The organism is Bradyrhizobium sp. MOS001 (assembly GCF_004634465.1).
Taxonomy (GTDB): domain Bacteria; phylum Pseudomonadota; class Alphaproteobacteria; order Rhizobiales; family Xanthobacteraceae; genus Bradyrhizobium; species Bradyrhizobium barranii.
Genome location: NZ_SPVJ01000006.1, coordinates 1 through 19757, shown reverse-complemented (window position 1 = coordinate 19757; position 19757 = coordinate 1). Strand labels below are relative to the sequence as shown.

Genomic DNA, 19757 nt, shown 5'->3' with positions numbered 1-19757 from the left:
CGCGGACGCCCTTCGGGTGCAAACCGATTATATCGATTTCACCTCGCCGCCGTCCATCCGCAATGCCGAGCCGGTCATCCAGCGCGCGCCGGGCGATACGAGGAACGCCATCAACTCGGCGATCTCTTCCGGCTCGCCGTAACGCGCGATCCCGGCGTCCTTGGGAAACTTCGCCGTGGCTTCCTCGACGGTCATGTTGTGCAGGGGCGCCCAGTGCTCGAGGTAGGAGCGGCGGCGGCCCGTCATCACCGGCCCCGGCAGGACGCTGTTGACCTGGACGCCATCACTGATTCCCTTGTCGGAGAACGCCTTTGCCAAGGCGACGATTGCAGCGTTGATGGTGCCGACCGCGGCATAGGGCGCCTTGGGGAAAGAGGCCGAGTTTCCCGACATCAAGACCACCGCCCCCTTTGCGGCCATGAGCGACGGCCAGGCGGCGATCGTGAGCCGCCGGGCGCCATGCAGCTTCAACGCCAGTCCGGCGTCCCACTGTGCCTCCGTCGTCTCGAACAGATCGACCTGAGGTACCGCGCCTGCGATATTGAGCAGGGCATCGATCCGGCCGAACGCCGCCAAGGTCTGGTCGACGACAGATTGAGCGGCACGAGGTTCGGCCAGATCGGCGTCGATCACCAGCACCCCGGCGCCGGCGGCCCTGACCGCCTTTGCGGTGTCCTCGAGATTGGCGCGGTTTCGTGCGACCAGGGCAAGCGCCGGGAAATCGCGCGCCAGGCGCACCGCGGTCGCCCGGCCGATTCCCTGGCTCGCCCCCGTCACGATCGCGACTGATTTCGACATATCAACCCTCCCCAATACCAAGCTTGTAAATATCAGTCGCGAACGACGACCATCTTTCCGACCGCCTCGTTCGCCTCCATGACGCGATGCGCCTCGCGAATCTCGTCGAAGCGAAAGACCCGCGCCGGCTTGACGTCCAGCCGGCCGGCTGCGGCGTCGGCGGCGATTTCCCTCAGCGGCACGTCGGAGAGCGGGAACCCGGGCGTGCCGAACACGAAGCTACCGAAGAAGGTCAGGTAGACGCCGCTCGGCATCTGCAGCAGCGGGTTGAAATCCGGAATCGGATCAAGCCCGCCGAGCCAGCCGGCGAGACAGGAGCGGCCGCCGCGGCGAAGCATGGCGAGGGAGTCGAGCACGACGCTGTTGCCGACGAGGTCCAGGACTGCGTCGACCTGCTTCGCCTCGGGCAGATGCTTTGAGAGATCGCGCCGTTCAATTTCGCACCGCGCGGCTCCGAGCTTCTCCAGCATCGCAAAGCGCTCCCGGCTGCGCGTCGTCGCGATGACCCGCGCGCCGGCATTGACCGCGAGCTTGAGTGCCGCCTGACCGAACGAGGACGTCGCTCCGCGGATGACGAGAAGCTGACCTTTCGCGAGATCGAGATTTCGAAAGAGACAGGTCCATGCCGTCGCGAAGGTTTCGGGGATCGCTGCGAGCTCGGCCCATGGCAAATCCGCATCGATCGATGCGACATTCGAGACCGGCGCACGCGTGTATTCGGCGTAGCTGCCGTTGATGGTCCGGCCGAGACCGCCCATCAATGCGGCCACCTTTGCGCCCACCGGAAATTCGCCGCCCGGGCACGACTTCACGAGACCGACGCATTCGATACCGCTGATCGGCGCCGCTTCGGCCCATTCACCCCGGCGCATGTGCATTTCCGCATGATTGATGCCGAATCCCTTGACTTCGATGACGGCATGACCGGGCTGCGGCTCCGGCTCCGGAACGTCCCGATAGACGAGGCTGTCCAGGCCGCCGAATTTTTCAAGGACGATAGCGCGCATGATGGCTCTCCTGACGTTTCTCGCGGCGAGGGAAGCGACCGTTACCTATTCGAATTCAGCTGGCCAAGAAACTCACCGATCGCCGCTGCGATCTCCCGCGCGTGAGTCTCGAGCGCAAAGTGCCCTGTGTCGAAGAAGCGCACTTCGGCGCCCGGCATGTCGCGCTGAAACGCCGTCGCGCCCGCCGGCAGGAAAAAGGGATCGTTCTTGCCCCAGACCGCCAGGAAGGGCGGCTTGTGCTTGCGGAAGTAGGCCTGGAATTCCGAATACATGGCGACGTTGGTCCTGTAGTCGCCGAAGAGATCGAGCTGGACCTCGTCCGCGCCTGGGCGCTCGAGATAATGGTTGTCCAGCGTGTATCCGTCAGGGGAGACCAGGGAGACGTCAGGCACCCCGTGGGTGTATTGCCAGACCGTCGTCTCCGGCGAAAGGAATGATCGCAGCGCCGCCCGATTCACTTGCGATGCATCTTGCCAGTAAGCCCGGATCGGGCTCCAGCCTTCGCTCAATCCCTCCTCATAGGCATTGCCATTCTGCGAGATGATGGAAACGATGCGTTCGGGATGTCGAAGGGCCATCCGAAAGCCCGTCGGCGCGCCATAGTCGAAGACGTAGAGCGAGAAACGGGCGAGTCCGATGACTTCCGTAAATCGTTCGATCACCTGCGCCAACGCGGCGAACGTATAGGCAAAGCTCTCGGGGGCCGGCATGTCGGACTGGCCGAACCCGGGCAAATCCGGCGCCACCAGTCGGAAGCGATCCGAGAGCGCCGGGATCAAATCGCGGAACATGTGGCCAGCGGTCGGAAATCCGTGCAGCAGCAGCAAGGCGGGCGCGTCAGCCCGACCAGCCTCCCGGTAAAATACGTTCAGTCCGTCCACGTCCGCCTTGCGGTATCGAATGCTCGTCATTTGTGGTCCCTCCCTCGACACCTGTTGCGCCCGGTGAAATCGATGATCCGATGGCGGCCGATCCGAGGCGGTCTCACCTGGACATTCGTGACTCGGGACGATCCGGTTACAGACTCCCCGGGGATTTCTGCCCGTACGAGACGGCCTGTCGCCTCCTCTGCCCGATCTATCGCCCCTCGGATCTATTCATTCGAACTCCCTGCGATAGTCCGTAGGAGTCCAACCCGTCGCTTTGCGAAAGGCGGAGCTGAAGGAGCTCGTTTGCGCATAGCCCAGGCTGAGTGCGATGTCCGTAATCGATACCGCGCGATCCGCCAGCCGCAGCTTGGCGAACTCCATGCGTCGCTGCACCTGATACTGGTAGGCCGGGATTCCGAACGACTTCTTGAAAGCGCGGCAGAAGTGGTGAACGCTGAGCCTGACGAGCTCGGCGAGCGTGAGGAGGCAGACCTGTTCTCCCAGATGCCCCTCGACGTACTCGACCACGACACGCTTCTGCCAACCCGCGAGACCTCCACGACTGACCGCTGCCGGTTCGCGAACAACATCGTGATCAGACCTGGAAAGCTCGTGGGCGAGCACGCCGCAGAGCGCCTCGAGGTAAGGCGCGCAATTCGTCTCTGCGCTCTCGATCGCCTTCTTCAATTTGGAGGCGGTCTCCCAGACCAGCGGATCCTCGAAGTATATTCTTGGCGCGAGCCCGGCCGCGCCGTCGTCGGACTTGTGAAACGCGGCGGGATCGAAGTAGAGGAAGGTCACCTGCGCCGACGAGGCAGTCTCATGCCATTCCCGATAAGCGCGTCCCGCCGGGACAAAGGTCAGCCTGTGCTCGGAGCCTCGCAGCTTCGACGAGCAGAGGCCATCGATTGAGGTCTCACCGCTTTTCCGCGCTCCCTCGTTGTACAACGCCAGGAGATGTCTCGATCCCTGAAAGCGAAATTCAATCCTGTTTCCGACCGGGAGGTGAACGCTCTCCGAAAACCACCAGCGCCAGCCGATCCCAAGGCGCTTCACCGGCTCGGAAGGCGTTATGCTGACCGTCGGATGAAGCGCCGCGTCGGACGGCCTGGAAGACAGTGTCTCGTCCACCGGCCGGATTGGCGAAGCGGAGACCGCCATCCGTGGCGTGGTCTCACTCGAATTTGATACGTACATCCCCATCGTCGTCGCCCTGTTCTGTGCTCCGGATGGCCGCGTCCAATCGTCAACGAATTTCTGCACGGAGGAGATGCCCTGATCGCCTGGATATGGGCGTTGAAGCCGCAAGCTGCACGTGGCGTTACCTCTCCGGTCAAGGCGCGCTGCCAACGCCGGCTGGCAGCACCGCACAGGGGCAACATGCTTTTCATCGCGCTGGCGGACAATCTCACGCTTGTGCTGTTCCGGCCCATACTTAGGTATGGGTCGCGTGCAGGGACGGCGCCGAGATGATTCAGCACGAGATGCCAGTCCCGGAGGCGAAGCTTCAGCCCTGGAGTTGGAGCGCTTCGGCCATTCGCACGAGCATTGCCGCGGTTCTTGCCCCGAGCTTCCGCATCACGCTGCCACGATGCATCTTGACTGTCGCTTCGCTGATCGAGAGCTCGCTGGCGACCTGCTTGTTCATCAGACCGGATGCCACCAGCGTCATCACTTGCCGCTCGCGCGTGGTCAGCAGTGCAAACTTCTCCTGCAACTGCGCCAGGTGCGCGCTGTCGTCGCGCCGATCGATGTCCTTTCGGATCGCGGCCGTGATCGCATCGAGAAGATCCTGATCCCGTATCGGCTTGGTGAGAAAATCGACCGCCCCCAGCTTCATGCCTCTTACCGACATGGGAATGTCGCCAAAGGCGGTCATCAGGATCACCGGGATTCCGACATTGATTTTCGTCAGGTACTCCTGCAGCTCCAAGCCACTCGTGCCGGGCAATCTGACATCGAGCACCAGACACGCAGGGGCGTCAGACAGTTCAACCTTCAGGAAGTCCGAAGCAGATCCGTACAGGGCGACCTTGTAGTGCAGGGACTCGAGCAGGTCGCCAAGGGACTCGCGAACCGCGCGGTCATCGTCGACGATATGAACAACGCCGGAGGGAGGCATGTCTACCGGCTTTCCGACGTCTGAACCGCCTGGCGAAGCGGGAGAGCGAAGGTGAACTTCGCTCCGCACCTCCCGTTTTCTTCCACCCATAGCTGTCCTCCGTGGAGTTTCACTATCTTGCGGCAGATCGACAGTCCCAGACCGAGTCCCGCTCCCTTCGTCGTATAGAGCGTCTCGAAGACCCGCTCTCTATCAGCCGGGCTGATGCCGCCCCCCGTATCCGCGATTGCCACGGAAATCATACCATCGGCGACCCCCGAAGAGAGGGCCAAAATGCGGTTCCCGTCCTCGACCCCGGCCATGGCCTCGATCGCATTGCGCACGAGATTGAGCGCGACCTGCTGGACCTGAACACGGTCTGCTTCGACACGCGGCGATGATCGATCGAAGTCGGTACGGACGATGACCCCGGCCCGCTCGATTTCCCTGTTCGACAGAAGCAGAACCTCCGCAACCGCATCGTTGATATCGAACTCGGCAAAATGGACCTGCGTGCCCCGCACCAGAGAGCGGACCCCGGTCACAACCTCCGCAGCTCGACGCGCCTGCCTGATGATGCGCGCGACCGATTTCCGGGCCTCCCCGGCTTGAACGGGATCCCGGGCGAGCCATCGGAGGCAAGCTTCCGCGCTCATGATCATGCCCGTCAGCGGCTGATCGATCTCGTGAATGATCGAGCCGGCGAGCTCGCCAAGGGACGTCAGACCCGTCGCCCGCGCAAGCTCGTTTCGCGCGTCGGCGAGAGCCTGCTCCGCCGCCTTCCGTTGCGACACATCCGTGATGATGCCTTCCAGCTCGAGGTCTCCCGTGGGCCCCTCATCGAATTGCCCGACGGCCACGACATGCAACGTCTTGCCGTCCCGGTGAACCACCCGGTACTCGTGGGTGAATGGCGACTTTGTGCTGATCGCCTCGGTGAGGTCCTGCTCCAGCGCGGGATAATCCTCGGGGTGGACCCGGCTCCTGAACACCTCGAAGGGCACGGGGTTTACGTCCAGGTCGATATCCAGGATGCGGTAACATTCGCGCGATCCGCGGGAGAGCAGGGTCCGCGTGTTCCAGCGATAGCTGCCCATCCCGCCGATCTGCTGACCTCTGACCATCCACATATTGGTCTCGCGCAGCGCCTCGAACAGGCGGACGGATTCGAATGAGACGGCGGCCTGATTGGCCAGCATGGATGTCACCCAGACGCATCGCGGCGTGAAGATCTCCGCATCTCCATCCGCTTCGAGATAGAGAACGCCGATCGCCCAGTGCTGGTGAATCAACGGCAGGCACAGCTGCGCTATCTTTCCAGACGGCGGGTTTGCGGGATCGATCAGTGCCGAGCTCTCCGCGCCGGCTTGCCTCACGACCGTTTGCTTTCGATCGAGCACCTGTTCGGCAAGGTCGCTCGGCAGGCGGAATTCGGCGTGCGGCGGGAAGGAGGCAAGGAAGTTCGCCCTCTCGCGCGGGAAGCTCGCATCGGCCTTGGCAAGCAGCTCTCGTTGCCCGCTGAGCAGGATCGCCCCCCGACTGGCCCCGGAGTAGCTCAGCGCCTCCATGAGGAGAGCCTTGGCCAATCCCTGATAGCTGATTTCTCTCGAGATAATCTGAAACGCCTTTGCGACCAGATCGAGTTCGTGCGTCTCGTTATCAAGCCTCATACCGAGATGTCTCGTCGTGAAAATCATTTCCAGACGTCTCGACGCATCACCCCGCCGCTTGCGTATCGAGGGGTGGGACGAGAGCGCGTCAGTACGCCGCAACATGTAACGGGACTTGCGAACGTTGCCAAGTTTGGTCGCGAGAGCCGCGGTTCACGAGCCCGCGCCATGCACGTCGTTGCGCATTCGCCCGATTTTTTCGAAGCAGGTGTAACCGATGCGACGTTTGCTCCGAATGTCTACGAAAGTGCGGAGCAGCGGCATTGCGCCCCGCTGGCCGTCGGCATGACTCGCTTGCCGCTCAGCCTTAATCGGGGCGCCGAGACACTGCCGCGCAGGCCTGCATCGGCAAGGAAACAGGAATGATGACCGCGGACTCTCCGAAGACAGAACGCCTGAATGCCCTCTCGGACGCGGTTTTTGCAGTCGTTATTACAATTCTCGCCCTGGACCTGCGCCCGCCGCACGCTCCGAGCCTCGATGCTCTGTTCGAACTCTGGCCGACCGTCATCGGCTACGCAGTCAGCTATCTCTTCATCGCCATCGTCTGGGTGAACCATCACCATCTTCTGCACTATGCCAGCGCGGCGACGCCCCGATTGATCTGGGGAAACTTCGCTCATCTGTTTTCAGTATCGCTTCTGCCGTTCTCGACAGCCTGGATCGCGAGCTCAAAGCTGGCGCCCCTGCCCGTCACCGTCTATGCCGGCGTATTCGCCCTGGTGAACGCGACCTATCTGCTGCTGTGCTGGGAAGCCGTCGACCGGCCGGCGATCGAGGCGATCCCGGACAAGGCGTGCATGATGATGCGGATGCGATCCTTGACCACCCTGTTCGGCTTCCTCGCCGCGGCGGCCGTCTCGTTGCACTATCCCATTCTCGCGCTGGCCATGATCTGCATCTGCCTTGCCGTGTATCTCAAGCCTCAGGTCGCAGGACACGGGCCGCATCCTGCTTCAGCAGATACAACGATACCGCAAGCAGCACGACATCCTTCATCAGGAACGGAACGTTGCCCGTCATCGCCGGAAAGCCGCCTGCAGCAGCATCCCAACCGTCCGGCATAAACGGAATGATCGTGACTGTTGCGATGAAGGTGCCGGTCGATCCAAGGGCGCCCAGAATGCCGAGGCGCTTGCTCCAGAAGCCCGCGAATATCAAAGCACCAACGGTCCATTCGGCGACGCCGAGGAACCAACTGGCACCTTGATGGCCGAAAGCGGGATAGAGCCACCAGATCAGCGGACCGTTGCTGATGAAGGGGTCCAGGCGGTCCGCCTCGTACGCCCACCATTTCTGGTAGCCGAAGAAGAAGAACAGGATCACCATCGACGCCCGGACGATGTGGTAATCTAGGTCACCCGCAAGCAGCCCCGATATCGGCAGCCTGCTTGCGAATGATTTGCGCGGGGCACTCGCCAATGTACTCATGGTGTCGATCCTCCTGATCCTAACTGACAGGCCCTTGCGTGGTCAGCGTCTGACCGAGATCGATCAGAAGCCGGCAGACAAGACCGCCGGGCGCGAAGTCGAGATCGACCTGCGCGCCCGGCAGGGCCCTTGCGATCAATTGCGTGCCAAAGCCTCTGCGTTCGGGCTTGGTCACAATCGGTCCGCCGCGCTCGCGCCACTGGATCGCAAGACCTTGTCCGCCGAGATAGGGCGGGCTTTCCCAGATCACTTCGACGGCTCCTGCCGTCGATGTCAGCGCGCCGTACTTGCTCGCGTTGGTAGCCAGCTCGTGAATGATGACGTGCAGCGCCAAGGCGATGTGCGGCTCCAGCGTGAGGTCCGGCCCCGCGAGCAGAATGCGGCCTCTGTGAAACATCGCGTGCGGCTTGAGCGTTCGCTCCAGCATCGCCGCGAGGGACACGCGCTGATCTCCCGCGGATTCAATCATCCTGTAGGCGTCGGACAGGGTCGCGATCCGTGCCGAGAGCGCCTCGCGAAAATCGGCGGTCGTATTCGCATCGGTGTTGTTCACGAAGCACAGAACGATGCTCAGGATATTGCGCATGCGATGCTGCAGTTCCCTGACGACAAGCTCAAGCCCGTCATCCCGGATCGGGGCGATCCGCTCATAGTGCGCGCACCCGCTTCCGCCGTCGTGGAACGAACCGGTGACAGTGTGCCTCATGTGCGGACCTATCGCTGTTTGCTGAACCGGATTTCGATCAACACCCGCGGCAGATTTTCAGCTTCTTGTCGAGATCTGCGTCCAGACCTTCCAGTTTCCGGTTGAAGTCGGTAATGCGCTTCTGCAACGCATCCTCGGCGACTGAATTCGGCATGAATTCATTGCCGCGCGGCTGCACCTGGACGGTCTCGGCCGGGCTCGGCGCTTTCGGCGACGGCGCCGGGAGCGGATCTGCCAGGGCGGTTAGAGGAATGGCGGCGAAGCTCAGGATGAGGGATGAACGGAGTTGCATGGTCGCGCCTCAACGCAGTTGATTGCCATGATGACGCGCACATTATGCAGCATGTGTACGAGCCTCGCTGTTCGTGGATTGCGCCGATTGAGGCGATATTGTTGGAAATGATTCCGTTTGCGCCCCCGATTCATCCTAGGGTGCCGCCGGCGCGGGCCTTTGCTCCGCGAGAATGACCGAGAAGAGCCCGCTGTCGTCACTCCAATCGGCGACGGGATGCCATCCGCCGGCCTGCAGCAGGACGAAGGCATCCCTCCGCCCGTATTTGAGGCTGTTCTCCGTGTGGATGGTCTCGCCCTTCGACAACGAGAAGACGCGACCGTCGACCTCGAAGCGGACGTCGCGCGTGGCTTCCAGATGCATCTCGATACGCGCCTCCGCATCATTCCAGCGCGCCAAGTGGCGAAACGCGCCCAGGGGAATCGAGCCGCCCAGCTCGCGGTTGATCCGGTGCAAGAGGTTGAGATTGAATGCGGCCGTCAGCCCTTGCGCGTCGTCATATGCTGGCAGGAGAACATCCTGATCCTTGATACGGTCGATGCCGATCAGCAGCATCGATCCGGCCCCCAGGGTCACCGCCATCGCCCGCAACAGGTCGACCGCCGCAGGCACAGTGAGGTTTCCGATCGTCGACCCCGGAAAGAAGCCAAGGCGCGCAGTCGAGGCAATCTCGTCCGGCAGCGCAAAGGGATAGGTGAAATCGGCCTCGGTTGGATAGATCGGCAGTCCCGGGAATGCATGCGACAAGCCTACCGCAACCTCCCGGAGGAATTCGCCCGAGATGTCGATCGGCACATAGGCGGAAGGCTCCGTCTCTGCCAGCAACAGTCGCGTCTTTGCCGACGAGCCTGAGCCGAATTCTATGACTGCGCGGCCCGGCCCCGCGAGCGCGGCGATTTCCGATGCTGCGGACGCAAGGATCGATCGCTCGGTTCGTGTCGGGTAGTATTCGGGCAGCAGCGTGATGGCTTCAAACAGAGCCGATCCGCGGCGGTCATAAAGCCATCTCGCCGGAATTGCCTTTGGCGCGAGGCTCAGCCCTTCCATGATGTCATAGCGGAACGCCGCCGTCAGGTCGGCCACCGTAGATCGCATTTCGTTCTGGAGTTGAAGCAATTTCGGCTTTCCTTCGCACGACGTCTCGGTCGGCCCGGCCCGCGGCCGCAATGACGTCAGGAGACCAATGTGGACAATTTCTTCAGGCCGCGATGGATATTGATCTTAACCAGGGCCGCCGACTGTCCGGTCGCACCGGCCGCTCGCGCGATGCTCAGACCATTGAGCTTCACGAGGCGGATCACGCTCTCTTGCGCAGGCTTCAACCGCCCAAGCAGCTGGTCCAGCGCGGCAGCGCTGATCGCGGCACCTTCGTGATCCTCGATTGCGATGTCTTCGTCGAGCGCGAGCGCGCTGTAGCGAGACGCATCGCGCACACGATCGACCCATTTATAGCGGGCAATCGCCGTGACCCAGGCGCCGAAGGGCTTCGAGGCCGCAAACGTGTGGCGTTTCGCGTGAATGGCCAGGAGCACCTCCTGCCTCGCATCGTCGGCGGCGGGATAGGGAAGCCGGCGCGCGTAGTAGGCCCGAAGCCACAGATCCAGCTCCCGCAGCAATCGCTCATATGCGTCTCCATCCCCTGCTCGCGCCGCAAGCAAGAGCCGGCCCCATCGCTCCGAACAATCGTTCCATCTCTCCCAACGGGCCGCCTTTCGGCGATCATGTCGCGGCGAATCCGTCTCCCCCCGGGGTCGTGCACGCCCGGGCTCGTCGCCGCCGGACGATTGCGTCGCCATAGAGGACGAGATGTCGTCATCCGAGAGCGCTTTCATCTTCGAAGGCTCCTGTCGAGACACTCAAGCAGCGCGCTCGTTTCGAACGGCTTTCTGAGAAGGCAGAATGCGCCGATCGAGGCCGCTTCGGCGTCCAGCTGCTTGTGAGGAAGCGCGGTAATGAGAATCACCGGCGCTCCGACCTTCTGCTGCTGGAGCTCGCGAACGAGGTTGAGCCCACCCATTCCAGGCATGTGAACGTCGGCAATGATGCAGTCGAAGCTGAACCGGCCGGCGTAGCTCAGCAGCGCTTCGGCCCTGTCAAACGGCTCGGAGCGGTAGCCGATCGATCGCATCAGATCCACCAAAGACAGGCACAGGGCCTCGTCGTCATCGACGACACCTACGTAAGGGACCTTCACCTGACTTACCCTCGCAAGACGCGATCATCATCGAAACGCGATCGCAACACGGGCGATTGAAGCGCAAGCCGCTCTCCAGTTGACCAGGCGGCTGCTGTCGTGACGTTCGATGCTTGTTCGCGAGAGGCACATGTTCGGTCTCCCCAACTGAGGAAAATCCAGTAGCTGCGCCAGGATCGGTTGCGCATGTCGGCCTCGAGCATGCGTTCGGTGGGCGCCTCCGGCAATCTCGCGATTGTGATGCACAGACCCATACTTTGGTATGGGTTTGCGGCGCCAAGAGCGAGCCACCGAGGGCGACGCGATGTCAGGCCACGCCGATCCCGACCGCCTGCGGCCGAACAGCGCAAGTTTGAAAAAAGCACGATAATCCGCGCACAGCGCGTTCTTCGAAGCTTGGCTACCGTTCAGATCACGACAGACGTCGACGCCGCCCTTGGCGCCAATCCGCGACCTCGAGGATGAGACGACATCCGATGGACCATCTCATAAAGAAACTGTCCGAGCTCGATCTGGTCAGAGGCGATTTTGACTACCATGCCACGCGTGTGGCGATGATCATCGTGTTCTTCGTCTTCAGCTGCCAGAAATGGTTCGACTACGAAGCGCACGCGTTGATTCCGTTCATCAGCAATGGTCCGCTGATCTTCTGGCTGTATCCGGTGTTTGGCGTGCGCGGCGCGGCCTACTTCCTGGGTTCAGCGGAATTGCTGTTTGGATTGCTTCTTCTGCTCGGCTTCTGGAGCAGAAGACTGGCGATCCTGGGATCGCTGGGTTCATGCGCGACCTATGTCGCCACCGTGACGATCATTCCGTTCTTTCCCGACGCCTGGGCCGCGCCGGCTGGCGGATTTCCTGCGGCCACGTTGCCGTTCCTCTTCCTCATGAAGGATGTGGTACTGCTTGCGGCTTCCATCTATCTGCTCAAGCGTGACCTCCTCCGGGCAGCAGCCGACGTGTCGCCGGCTCAGAACGGGATTGTTCGACAGGAAGCGATGCAATAGCGCCGGTTGGCAGGCGATCATGCAGAGCTGCGAGGGACGGACGCCAAGTTTATTCTCCACGTGAACGTAGGTTTGGGGCGACGGCTCATAGACCTTGACGCTGTCCACGCTGAACGGCCTTTCGAAGAATCCCGCAGTTTCCCCGCGCTCAAGCTGGATGCATCATCCGCGGTTGAGCGGAATTGCCGATCAGAGCGCATCGGAACAACTCTTGTCGGTGACGCTGGATCCGAACGGAATGTGGCCCATACCACGACTCCGATCCCGGCTATTGTTGGGGATTGGCGTTGGGAGTACGTTCCCGGACGGGACAGGTGAACACCTTTCCCTCCTTTTCAATCGACTGGCCGGCTAGTTCCGGAGTCCGGCAGATGCACGTATCCTCGCGGGTATCCACGAATGGCAATGCCGGTCTCAAAGCGTCATGGGACGACGGCGAGCGCGTCTTTTGTCGCGAATGGCGCCGGGGCGCCGATGGCGATGTCAACAGTGTCCTGACCGTTAGGGCGGCTGCGGAACATCCGCCGGCCGCGGTCCTCGACCGGCTCGCCCATGAATACGCCTTGCGCGACGAGCTCGATGGGACCTGGGCCGTACGGCCGCTGGAGCTGATCCGCGACGGTGGTCGAACCTTGCTGATATTGGAAGATCCCGGCAGCGAGCCGCTCGAGCAGTTGCTCGGCGCGCCGATGAAGCTGGACCATTTCTTGCGATTGGCTCTCGGCATCACCACCGCCGTCGACCAGCTGCATCGGCAGGGCCTGGTCCACAAGGATTTGAAGCCGGCCAATCTTCTGGTGAGCGGAGCAGACGAGGTCAGGATCACCGGATTTGGCCTTGCATCTCGCCTGCCGCGCGAGCGACAGCAGCTCGAACCACCGGAGACCATGGCGGGCACGCTGGCCTACATGGCGCCCGAGCAGACCGGCCGCATGAATCGGTCCGTGGATTCCCGCAGCGATCTGTACGCAATCGGCGTGACGTTCTACCGGATGCTGACGGGCGTACTGCCGTTTACCGCGGCCAATCCGATGGAATGGGTGCACAGCCACATCGCGAGACGTGCCGTTCCGCCCGCCGAACGAGTCAATGGTGTGCCTTACGCCGTGTCGGCGATCATCATGAAGCTCCTCGCCAAGACGGCCGAGGACCGCTACCAGACCGCCGCCGGTCTCAAGAGCGACCTCGAACGGTCGCTCGCCGAGTGGGAAGCGCAGGGACGGATCGATGATTTCGTCCTCGCACAAACCGATATACCGGACCGCCTGCTGATTCCCGAACGGCTCTACGGCAGGGAGCACGAGATCGAGGCGTTGCTCACCTCGTTCGATCGCGTCACCCGGAGCGGCACGCCCGAGTTGATCCTGGTGTCCGGCCCCTCCGGTATCGGCAAGTCCGCTTTCGTCGACGAAATGCAGAAGGCCTTGGTCCCGTTGGGAGGCTTCTTCGCCTCCGGCAAGTTCGATCAGCACAAGCGCGATATGCCTTACGCGACGCTCGCGCATGCGCTTCAAGGCCTTATCCGAGGCCTCCTCGCCAAGAGCGATGCCGATCTGGCACCCTGGCGTAACGCACTGCACGACGCGCTGGGCCAGCTCGGTCAGCTGATGTTGGATCTCGTACCGGAGCTGCGGCTGGTGATCGGGGATCAACCACCTGTCCCGGAGGCCCCCCCGCAAGACGCACAGCGACGCTTCCAACTCGTCGTTCGACGCTTCATTGGCATCTTCGCCAAGCCTCACCATCCGCTCGTGCTTTTCTTCGACGACCTGCAGTGGCTCGACGTGGCCACACTGGATCTGATCGCGTTTCTTCTGAACAGATCCGACCTGCAAAATCTGCTTCTCATCGCCGCCTATCGACGCAAGGATGTCGACGTCAAACATCCGCTGGCACAACGGCTCGTCGAAATTCGCGCCTCCCGTAAACGGGTGCGGGAAATCGACCTGGCACCCCTCACCCGCGCTGCCGTCGAGGAATTCACCGCGGATGCACTTCACTGCGAGCCGGCATACGCCATGCCCCTGGCGCAGCTGATATACGAGAAGACTAACGGGAATCCGTTCTTTCTCACGCAGTTTTTGCGGGCACTGGCCGAAGAAGAACTACTGGCCTTCGATCATGACAAGCGACAGTGGCACTGGGATCTCGAACGCATCAAGGAAAAAAGCTACGCCGAAAACGTCGCGCGTCTCATGGTCGGCAAGCTGAGCGGTTTGCGCGACGAGACACGTCAGGCCCTGCTGGAGCTGGCCTGCCTGGGCAACAGCGCCGAGATCGCAATGCTCTGCCTCGTGCACGGAGCATCGGAGCAGACGCTGCACGCGGATTTGAAAGACGCGACGCGTCTCGAACTGGTCCGACGCCTCAAGAGCTCTTACGCGTTCGTCCACGATCGCGTGCAAGAGGCCGCTTATGCGCTTCAACCGGACCAGGACAGGCGAACGGCCCTGCACCTTCGGATGGGTCTGGTCCTGGCAGCGCAGCTGACGCCCGACGAAACCAACGAGCGCGTCTATATCGTTGCCAACCAGCTGAACCGCGGCATCGCCGCTTTGACGAACGGCGCGGAACGCGAACAGGTCATTGCCGTCAATCTCGCCGCGGGCCGGCGCGCGCGAAATGCAACGGCTTACCATGCGGCGGCAACCTACCTTGAAATCGCCCGCGAACTGCTCGGAGAGGAAGGGCGTCCGCGGTACAGCCGGGACGCCTTCGCGATCGGCCTGCTCCACGCCGAATGCAAATTCCTGCTCGGCGAGCTGAACACGGCGGAAGCGGAATTGACGGTCCTGTCGCAGAGCTGTTCGGACATTCAGGCGAGCGCCGAGGTCGCCAGACTCCAGGCGCAGCTATACACCACCGCGGGACAGCTCGAGCGCGCGGTTGACGTTTGCCTCGCATTTTTGCGCAGAACCGGGATTGACTGGTCTCCTCATCCCAGCCGCAGCGAGGTGGACGAGGATCGGCGACGCCTGCGGAGCTTGACCGAAAAGCTGTCCGACGAGCAGCTTCATGCGCTACCGCCGATGACCGATCCGGATCATCGTGCGACCATGGGCGTCCTGGCCGATCTCCTCACGCCTGCGTTTCTCACCGATCGCAACCTCTCCGACACCATGCTCTTGGAGGCCACTCGACTGACGCTCCAGCACGGGACCAGCCCTGAAGCGTGCTACCCGCTGACCGCCATATTCGGCGTGCTCGCGAGCAATTCAACCGATGCCGAACTTGGATTCCGGCTATCGCAATTTGGCGCAGCCCTTGCCGACAGGCAGCCGCAGACAGGGCTGAGCGGCCGGGCGCTTTTGGTATTCGGCCTTCACGTGACCCCATGGATTCTCCCGATCCGATCGGGACGGCCGTTCATTCGGCGCGCACTCGCAATCTGCTTGACGACCGGAGATCTGGCATTCGCGGCGTATTCGCATCGCGGACTGATATCGGTGGATCTCTTCTGCGGCGATCCGCTCATGGACGTCTGCTCGCGCGCCGAGCGGTCTCTGGCATTCGCCGAGGGTCTGGGCGTCCGATTGGCTGCGGAGGGCCTCATCAGGCAACGAGATCTGGCGCAGAGCCTTATGGGGCGCAATGGCCGGAATGACTTCGAGAGCCCCGCGGCGCTTCAGCCCTCGGATGCGAGCGAACCGATAAGCGCCTTCTTCTACTACGCGACGCAAATTCAGATCGAAGTCATTGCCGGACGTGACGATGTCGCGATTGCCCTCGCCGCACGCGCAGAAGCGCTCTCATGGTGCGCCCGCTCTTATTCGGATTTCACCGAATACCGGTTCTACACGGCGCTCGCTCATGCCGGGGCTTATCACGCATCACGCCCCGAGGATCGCGAGCGGCGCCTCGGCGACCTCCGGGAACACCACCGCAAGCTGACGGTCTGGTCCAACCGCTGCCCCGCAAACTTCGCCGCCCGGCAGAAGCTCGTCACGGCGGAGCTTGCGCGCATCGAAGGTCGCGAACTCGAGGCGGAACAGCTGTACGAGGAATCGATCCGATTGGCGCAAGAATCCGGCTTCGCGCAGATCGAGGCGATCGCTGCGGAACGCGCGGCAGGGTTCTACGAGGCGCGCGGCATTCGAACGGTCGTTCTTTCCTACCTGACAAAAGCGCGCGATTGCTACGCGCGCTGGGGCGCCGAGGCGAAGGTGAGCCAGCTCGAGAAACTTCATCCCAACCTGCGGGAGCGAGGATCCGCGCTCAGCACCGCAGGCACGATCGGTGCACCTGTCGAACAGCTGGACCTTGCGACGGTTCTCAAGGTGTCGGAGGCTGTTTCAGGCGAGATCGTGCTGGAGAAGCTCACGGAGACCCTGCTTCGTTCGGCCATCGAGCACGCGGGTGCGGAACGCGGCGTGCTGATTTTGCCGAGGGGTTCCGAGCTGAGAATTCGGGCGGACGCCGTGACTGGCGGCGGTTCGGTCGCTCTCGATCTCGCCGATTCACCGATCTCCGCCGCTGAAGTGCCGATGTCGATCGTACTTTACACGGCTCGCACCCAGGAAAGCGTCGTGCTCGACGATGCCTCGACGAGCAGCGCGTTCGGCGGCGACGAGTACATCCAGAAGAAGCACGTCCGGTCAGCCTTGTGCGTGCCGCTCGTCAAGCAAGGCAGGGCGGTGGCATTTCTGTATCTGGAGAACAATCTCGCCTCGCGCGTCTTCACACCCGCCCGGATCGCGATCCTCAAGTTTCTCGCATCCGAGGCCGCGACCTCGCTCGACAATGCCCGTCTGTACCGGGAGCTTCAGGAGCGGGAGTCGAGGATCCGCCGGCTGGTCGAGGCCAACATCATCGGGATATTCATCTTCGATCACACCCCCGACATTCTCGATGCCAACGACGCGTTCCTGAAGACCATGGGATATGATCGCGAGGATCTTGCCGCAGGCCGGTTGCGCTGGGCAGATCTGACGCCGCCCGAATGGCAGGAGCGCACCGACCGCGCCCGGGCCGAATTGAAGGCGACGCGGGTCGTCCACCCGTTCGAGAAGGCGTTCTTCCGCAAGGACGGCAGCCGGGTGCCGGTGCTGACCGGCGGAGCCCTGTTCGACGACGAACAGGAGCAAGGCGTTGCCTTCGTGCTGGATCTCAGCGAGCGCAAGCGCGCCGAAACCGAGGCACGCGAGAACGAGCAGCGTTACCGCGTGGCTCAGATGGAGCTGGCCCACGCCAACCGCGTGGCGGTGATGGGACAGCTGACGGCGTCGATCGCCCACGAGGTCAATCAGCCGAACACCGCCGTCATCGCCAGCGCGCAAGCGGCCTTGAGCTGGCTCGATCACCAACCGCCGGCGCTGGAGCAGACGCGCAGGGCGCTGACACGCGCCATCGAGAACGGCATCCGCTCCAGCGAGGTCATCGAGCGAATCCGGGATCTCGTCAAGAAATCACCGCCCAAACGGGATTCCCTGGCGATCAACAACGTCATCGGCCAAGTCATCGAACTCACGCAGGCCGAAGCGGCGCGGCACGATGTGTCGATCCAGACGATATTCGCCGATCGTCTGCCCAAGGTCATCGGGGATCGCGTCGAGCTGCAGCAGGTCACGCTCAACCTGATCCTGAACGCCATCGAGGCAATGAGCGAGACAACGGGGGGCAAGCGCGAGCTGTTGATCCAGACCGCGAGAGCGGATGCCGAGAGCATACGCGTATCGATCACGGATTCGGGACCAGGCTTGTCGGCGGAGGGCCTCGCGCGGCTGTTCGAACCCTTCTACACGACCAAGTCGGGCGGCCTCGGTGTCGGACTGTCGATATGCCGCTCGATCATCATTGCGCATGGCGGCAGGCTCTGGGCGACTGCAAACGAACCGCGCGGAGCCGTCTTCCAGTTCACTGTTCCGATCGATGACGGCTTTACGGTTGGTTGAATCATCTCGGCTGGCGTCATCACACCGCAAAATTGGTGCGATGACCTGTAACCAAGGCCGGGCCGCGAACGAAATATAGCCGTCGGATCGCGCCGGCGAAGCCAAGCACGGGTCGGAACAGGTCCGCCACCGACCGACGGTGCGCTGCAGGGAGAGATCAGTTGGGACTGTCCTGGCAACAAGGCCCGTTTTCAACGGGAGCAATCGGCCGCTTTCTCGTCCCCGAGCAGCTGCCCAAGCGACTCCTGTACGTCGAACCGTTACGCCGCCGCCTCCGCGTGCGCTTTGGGGGAAGCTGGGTCGCCGATAGCGAGCGGGTGCTCCTCCTTTTCGAACCGGGCCATTATCCCGTGGCCTATTTCCCGGAGGCCGATGTTTCCCCACATGTGCTGGAACGCACCGAGCACATCACTCAACACGCCGATCTTGGGCCGACGTCCTGGTACAGCGTTCGGGTCGACGAGCAACACATCGCGGCGCGAGGAGCATGGCGGCACACCAACCTGCCCGCCCATGCAGGCGATTTGCAGGGTCTGATCGCTTTTGCCTGGCGGGCCATGGATGCCTTCTACGAGGAAGACGAACGCATCGTGGGCCATGCCGCCGATCCCTATCACCGCATCGACATCCGCCAGACCGCTCGTAACCTCGTGGTCAACCACCAGGGCCGGGTCATCGCCGATACAAAGCAGCCGCTGGTCCTTTACGAGTCCGGCTTTGCACCCCGTTGGTATGTTCCACGTGCCGACATCGATGAGGCTGCCCTCACTCCGGTAAAGCTCCAGACCTTCTGCCCGTACAAGGGCCTCTGCAGCTATTACTCCATCGGAGACGCGCGCCAGGCGGCATGGTCGTATCCCGACGCCTATCCCGAAGTCCGCCGCATCTCCAATTTTGTATCGTTCGAGCCGGACATCGTGACGGTCCATCTCGATGGCACGCAGCTGCGTCTCGAACCCGGTCAATTGGTGGTTCCACACGGCCCCGATCGCAATCTTGACATCGCCGAGGTGGTCGCCGAGCCAGCGCCTGGTGGCCGGCCCGCTGAAGCGGCAACCAGTCCCCTCCATCGACGCGCGTGAGACGAACGAGCATATCTTCGAGATCGCGCGGCATTCAGCCTTTCGCGTCCACGACTATTGTGGCCCTCAACGGAGCCGCTCATCCCGAGCCTCCACTACGGGAGCGCCACAATGTCCCATCGTTCGAACCAGACACGCTCGATCCGCTCCGCTTTTGCGGGCCTTCTCCTGATCGGCTTGCTGTCGCCCGCACATGCCTCCGACCGGAACAGCTCTCTCGACGCCCTCCCCGATCTGCCGTCGCGGGCCGCCGCGCGTTTCGCCTCGGCCGAGCCGACGTCGCGCCTGCCCTGGCTCGCTCCGGTCGGCCACCGTCAGCCGAGCCGGGCCGATGCGCCTCAATCAGATGCTCTGTCGGCCTGGGAGCGTGAGCAGCAGCAGCGCGATCAGATGCTGGATCGCAAGCTCATCATCTGCCGCGGATGCTGAGCTAGCCCGGCCACCTCACGCTCGCCTGCCTAAAGCGTGATGGCATTAAGTTCGATAGCCTGAATTTTTCAGGTAATTGGCGCATTCCTCGGGGGTGAAGGCATCGAGTGCGTGGCCGATTGCGGCGCAGACCGCGTCGACGGTTCGCGCGGCAGCTTTGCGGAGCAGATGCTTGAGCTTGGCAAAGACCTGCTCGATCGGGTTCAGGTCGGGCGAGTATTTGGGCAGGAAGAAGAGTTTGGCGCCGACCGAACGGATGAGTTGGCGAACTGCTTTGCTCCTG

The 19757-nt window shown here is 62.5% G+C and carries 18 protein-coding genes and 1 pseudogene; 6 read left to right on the top strand and 13 right to left on the bottom strand.

Annotated features, from left to right (window positions below; genetic code table 11):
- Positions 1–27: 27 nt before the first annotated feature.
- The 6 genes from CT676_RS11095 to CT676_RS11070 all read right to left on the bottom strand — a co-directional run bounded on the left by CT676_RS11095 (position 28) and on the right by CT676_RS11070 (position 6445).
- Positions 28–798: an SDR family oxidoreductase gene (locus CT676_RS11095; RefSeq protein WP_085403504.1), complete on the bottom strand. Its 771-nt coding sequence runs from the start codon at positions 796–798 to the stop codon at positions 28–30.
- Positions 799–830: 32 nt separating this feature from the next.
- Complete coding sequence (locus CT676_RS11090; RefSeq protein WP_085403503.1) at positions 831–1805, bottom strand: zinc-binding alcohol dehydrogenase family protein; 975 nt, start codon at positions 1803–1805, stop codon at positions 831–833.
- 41 nt (positions 1806–1846) lie between these two features.
- The gene (locus CT676_RS11085) at positions 1847–2716 is read right to left on the bottom strand and encodes an alpha/beta hydrolase (RefSeq protein WP_135214669.1); all 870 of its coding nucleotides are present in this window, start codon (positions 2714–2716) and stop codon (positions 1847–1849) included.
- 186 nt (positions 2717–2902) lie between these two features.
- Positions 2903–3835, bottom strand: coding sequence for an AraC family transcriptional regulator (locus CT676_RS11080; protein WP_085403501.1), 933 nt, complete (start codon positions 3833–3835; stop codon positions 2903–2905).
- 346 nt (positions 3836–4181) lie between these two features.
- Positions 4182–4796: a response regulator gene (locus CT676_RS11075; RefSeq protein WP_085403500.1), complete on the bottom strand. Its 615-nt coding sequence runs from the start codon at positions 4794–4796 to the stop codon at positions 4182–4184.
- A 2-nt stretch (positions 4797–4798) separates the two neighbouring features.
- Complete coding sequence (locus CT676_RS11070) at positions 4799–6445, bottom strand: ATP-binding protein (RefSeq protein WP_161495883.1); 1647 nt, start codon at positions 6443–6445, stop codon at positions 4799–4801.
- 168 nt (positions 6446–6613) lie between these two features.
- Here CT676_RS11070 and CT676_RS11065 point away from each other — a divergent pair, with 168 nt between their 5' ends.
- On the top strand, positions 6614–6811 hold the full coding sequence (locus tag CT676_RS11065; RefSeq protein WP_135214668.1) for a hypothetical protein: 198 nt from the start codon (positions 6614–6616) through the stop codon (positions 6809–6811).
- Positions 6808–7080: pseudogene (locus tag CT676_RS45195) on the top strand (TMEM175 family protein); the annotation flags it as partial. The gene CT676_RS11065 and the pseudogene CT676_RS45195, both read left to right, overlap by 4 nt.
- A 283-nt stretch (positions 7081–7363) precedes the next feature.
- On the opposite strand, the gene CT676_RS11055 reads toward CT676_RS45195, so the two are convergent.
- The 6 genes from CT676_RS11055 to CT676_RS11030 form a co-directional block, all read right to left on the bottom strand.
- Positions 7364–7876: a DUF417 family protein gene (locus CT676_RS11055; protein ID WP_085403497.1), complete on the bottom strand. Its 513-nt coding sequence runs from the start codon at positions 7874–7876 to the stop codon at positions 7364–7366.
- A 19-nt stretch (positions 7877–7895) separates the two neighbouring features.
- Complete coding sequence (locus CT676_RS11050; RefSeq protein WP_085403496.1) at positions 7896–8582, bottom strand: sensor histidine kinase; 687 nt, start codon at positions 8580–8582, stop codon at positions 7896–7898.
- Between the two features lie 37 nt (positions 8583–8619).
- Complete coding sequence (locus CT676_RS11045) at positions 8620–8874, bottom strand: hypothetical protein (RefSeq protein WP_063980878.1); 255 nt, start codon at positions 8872–8874, stop codon at positions 8620–8622.
- Between the two features lie 135 nt (positions 8875–9009).
- On the bottom strand, positions 9010–9990 hold the full coding sequence (gene egtD / locus CT676_RS11040) for an L-histidine N(alpha)-methyltransferase (RefSeq protein ID WP_244623151.1): 981 nt from the start codon (positions 9988–9990) through the stop codon (positions 9010–9012).
- Positions 9991–10046: 56 nt separating this feature from the next.
- Positions 10047–10490, bottom strand: a complete 444-nt coding sequence (locus CT676_RS11035) for a sigma-70 family RNA polymerase sigma factor (RefSeq protein WP_223153778.1) — start codon at positions 10488–10490, stop codon at positions 10047–10049.
- Positions 10491–10702: 212 nt separating this feature from the next.
- The gene (locus CT676_RS11030; RefSeq protein WP_063980875.1) at positions 10703–11068 is read right to left on the bottom strand and encodes a response regulator; all 366 of its coding nucleotides are present in this window, start codon (positions 11066–11068) and stop codon (positions 10703–10705) included.
- 476 nt (positions 11069–11544) lie between these two features.
- Between CT676_RS11030 and CT676_RS11025 the strand changes: the two genes are divergently transcribed.
- The 4 genes from CT676_RS11025 to CT676_RS11005 all read left to right on the top strand — a co-directional run bounded on the left by CT676_RS11025 (position 11545) and on the right by CT676_RS11005 (position 19474).
- Complete coding sequence (locus CT676_RS11025; RefSeq protein ID WP_085403493.1) at positions 11545–12072, top strand: DUF417 family protein; 528 nt, start codon at positions 11545–11547, stop codon at positions 12070–12072.
- A gap of 371 nt (positions 12073–12443) precedes the next feature.
- Positions 12444–17963, top strand: a complete 5520-nt coding sequence (locus CT676_RS11015; protein ID WP_135214667.1) for a trifunctional serine/threonine-protein kinase/ATP-binding protein/sensor histidine kinase — start codon at positions 12444–12446, stop codon at positions 17961–17963.
- A 161-nt stretch (positions 17964–18124) separates the two neighbouring features.
- Positions 18125–19045: a DUF427 domain-containing protein gene (locus CT676_RS11010; protein ID WP_135214666.1), complete on the top strand. Its 921-nt coding sequence runs from the start codon at positions 18125–18127 to the stop codon at positions 19043–19045.
- 111 nt (positions 19046–19156) lie between these two features.
- Complete coding sequence (locus CT676_RS11005) at positions 19157–19474, top strand: hypothetical protein (protein ID WP_071916798.1); 318 nt, start codon at positions 19157–19159, stop codon at positions 19472–19474.
- A gap of 45 nt (positions 19475–19519) precedes the next feature.
- Here the strand turns inward: CT676_RS11005 and CT676_RS11000 are convergent.
- Positions 19520–19757, bottom strand: a 238-nt coding sequence (locus CT676_RS11000; RefSeq protein WP_193560879.1) for a transposase, incomplete at its 5' end; no start/stop codon positions are given.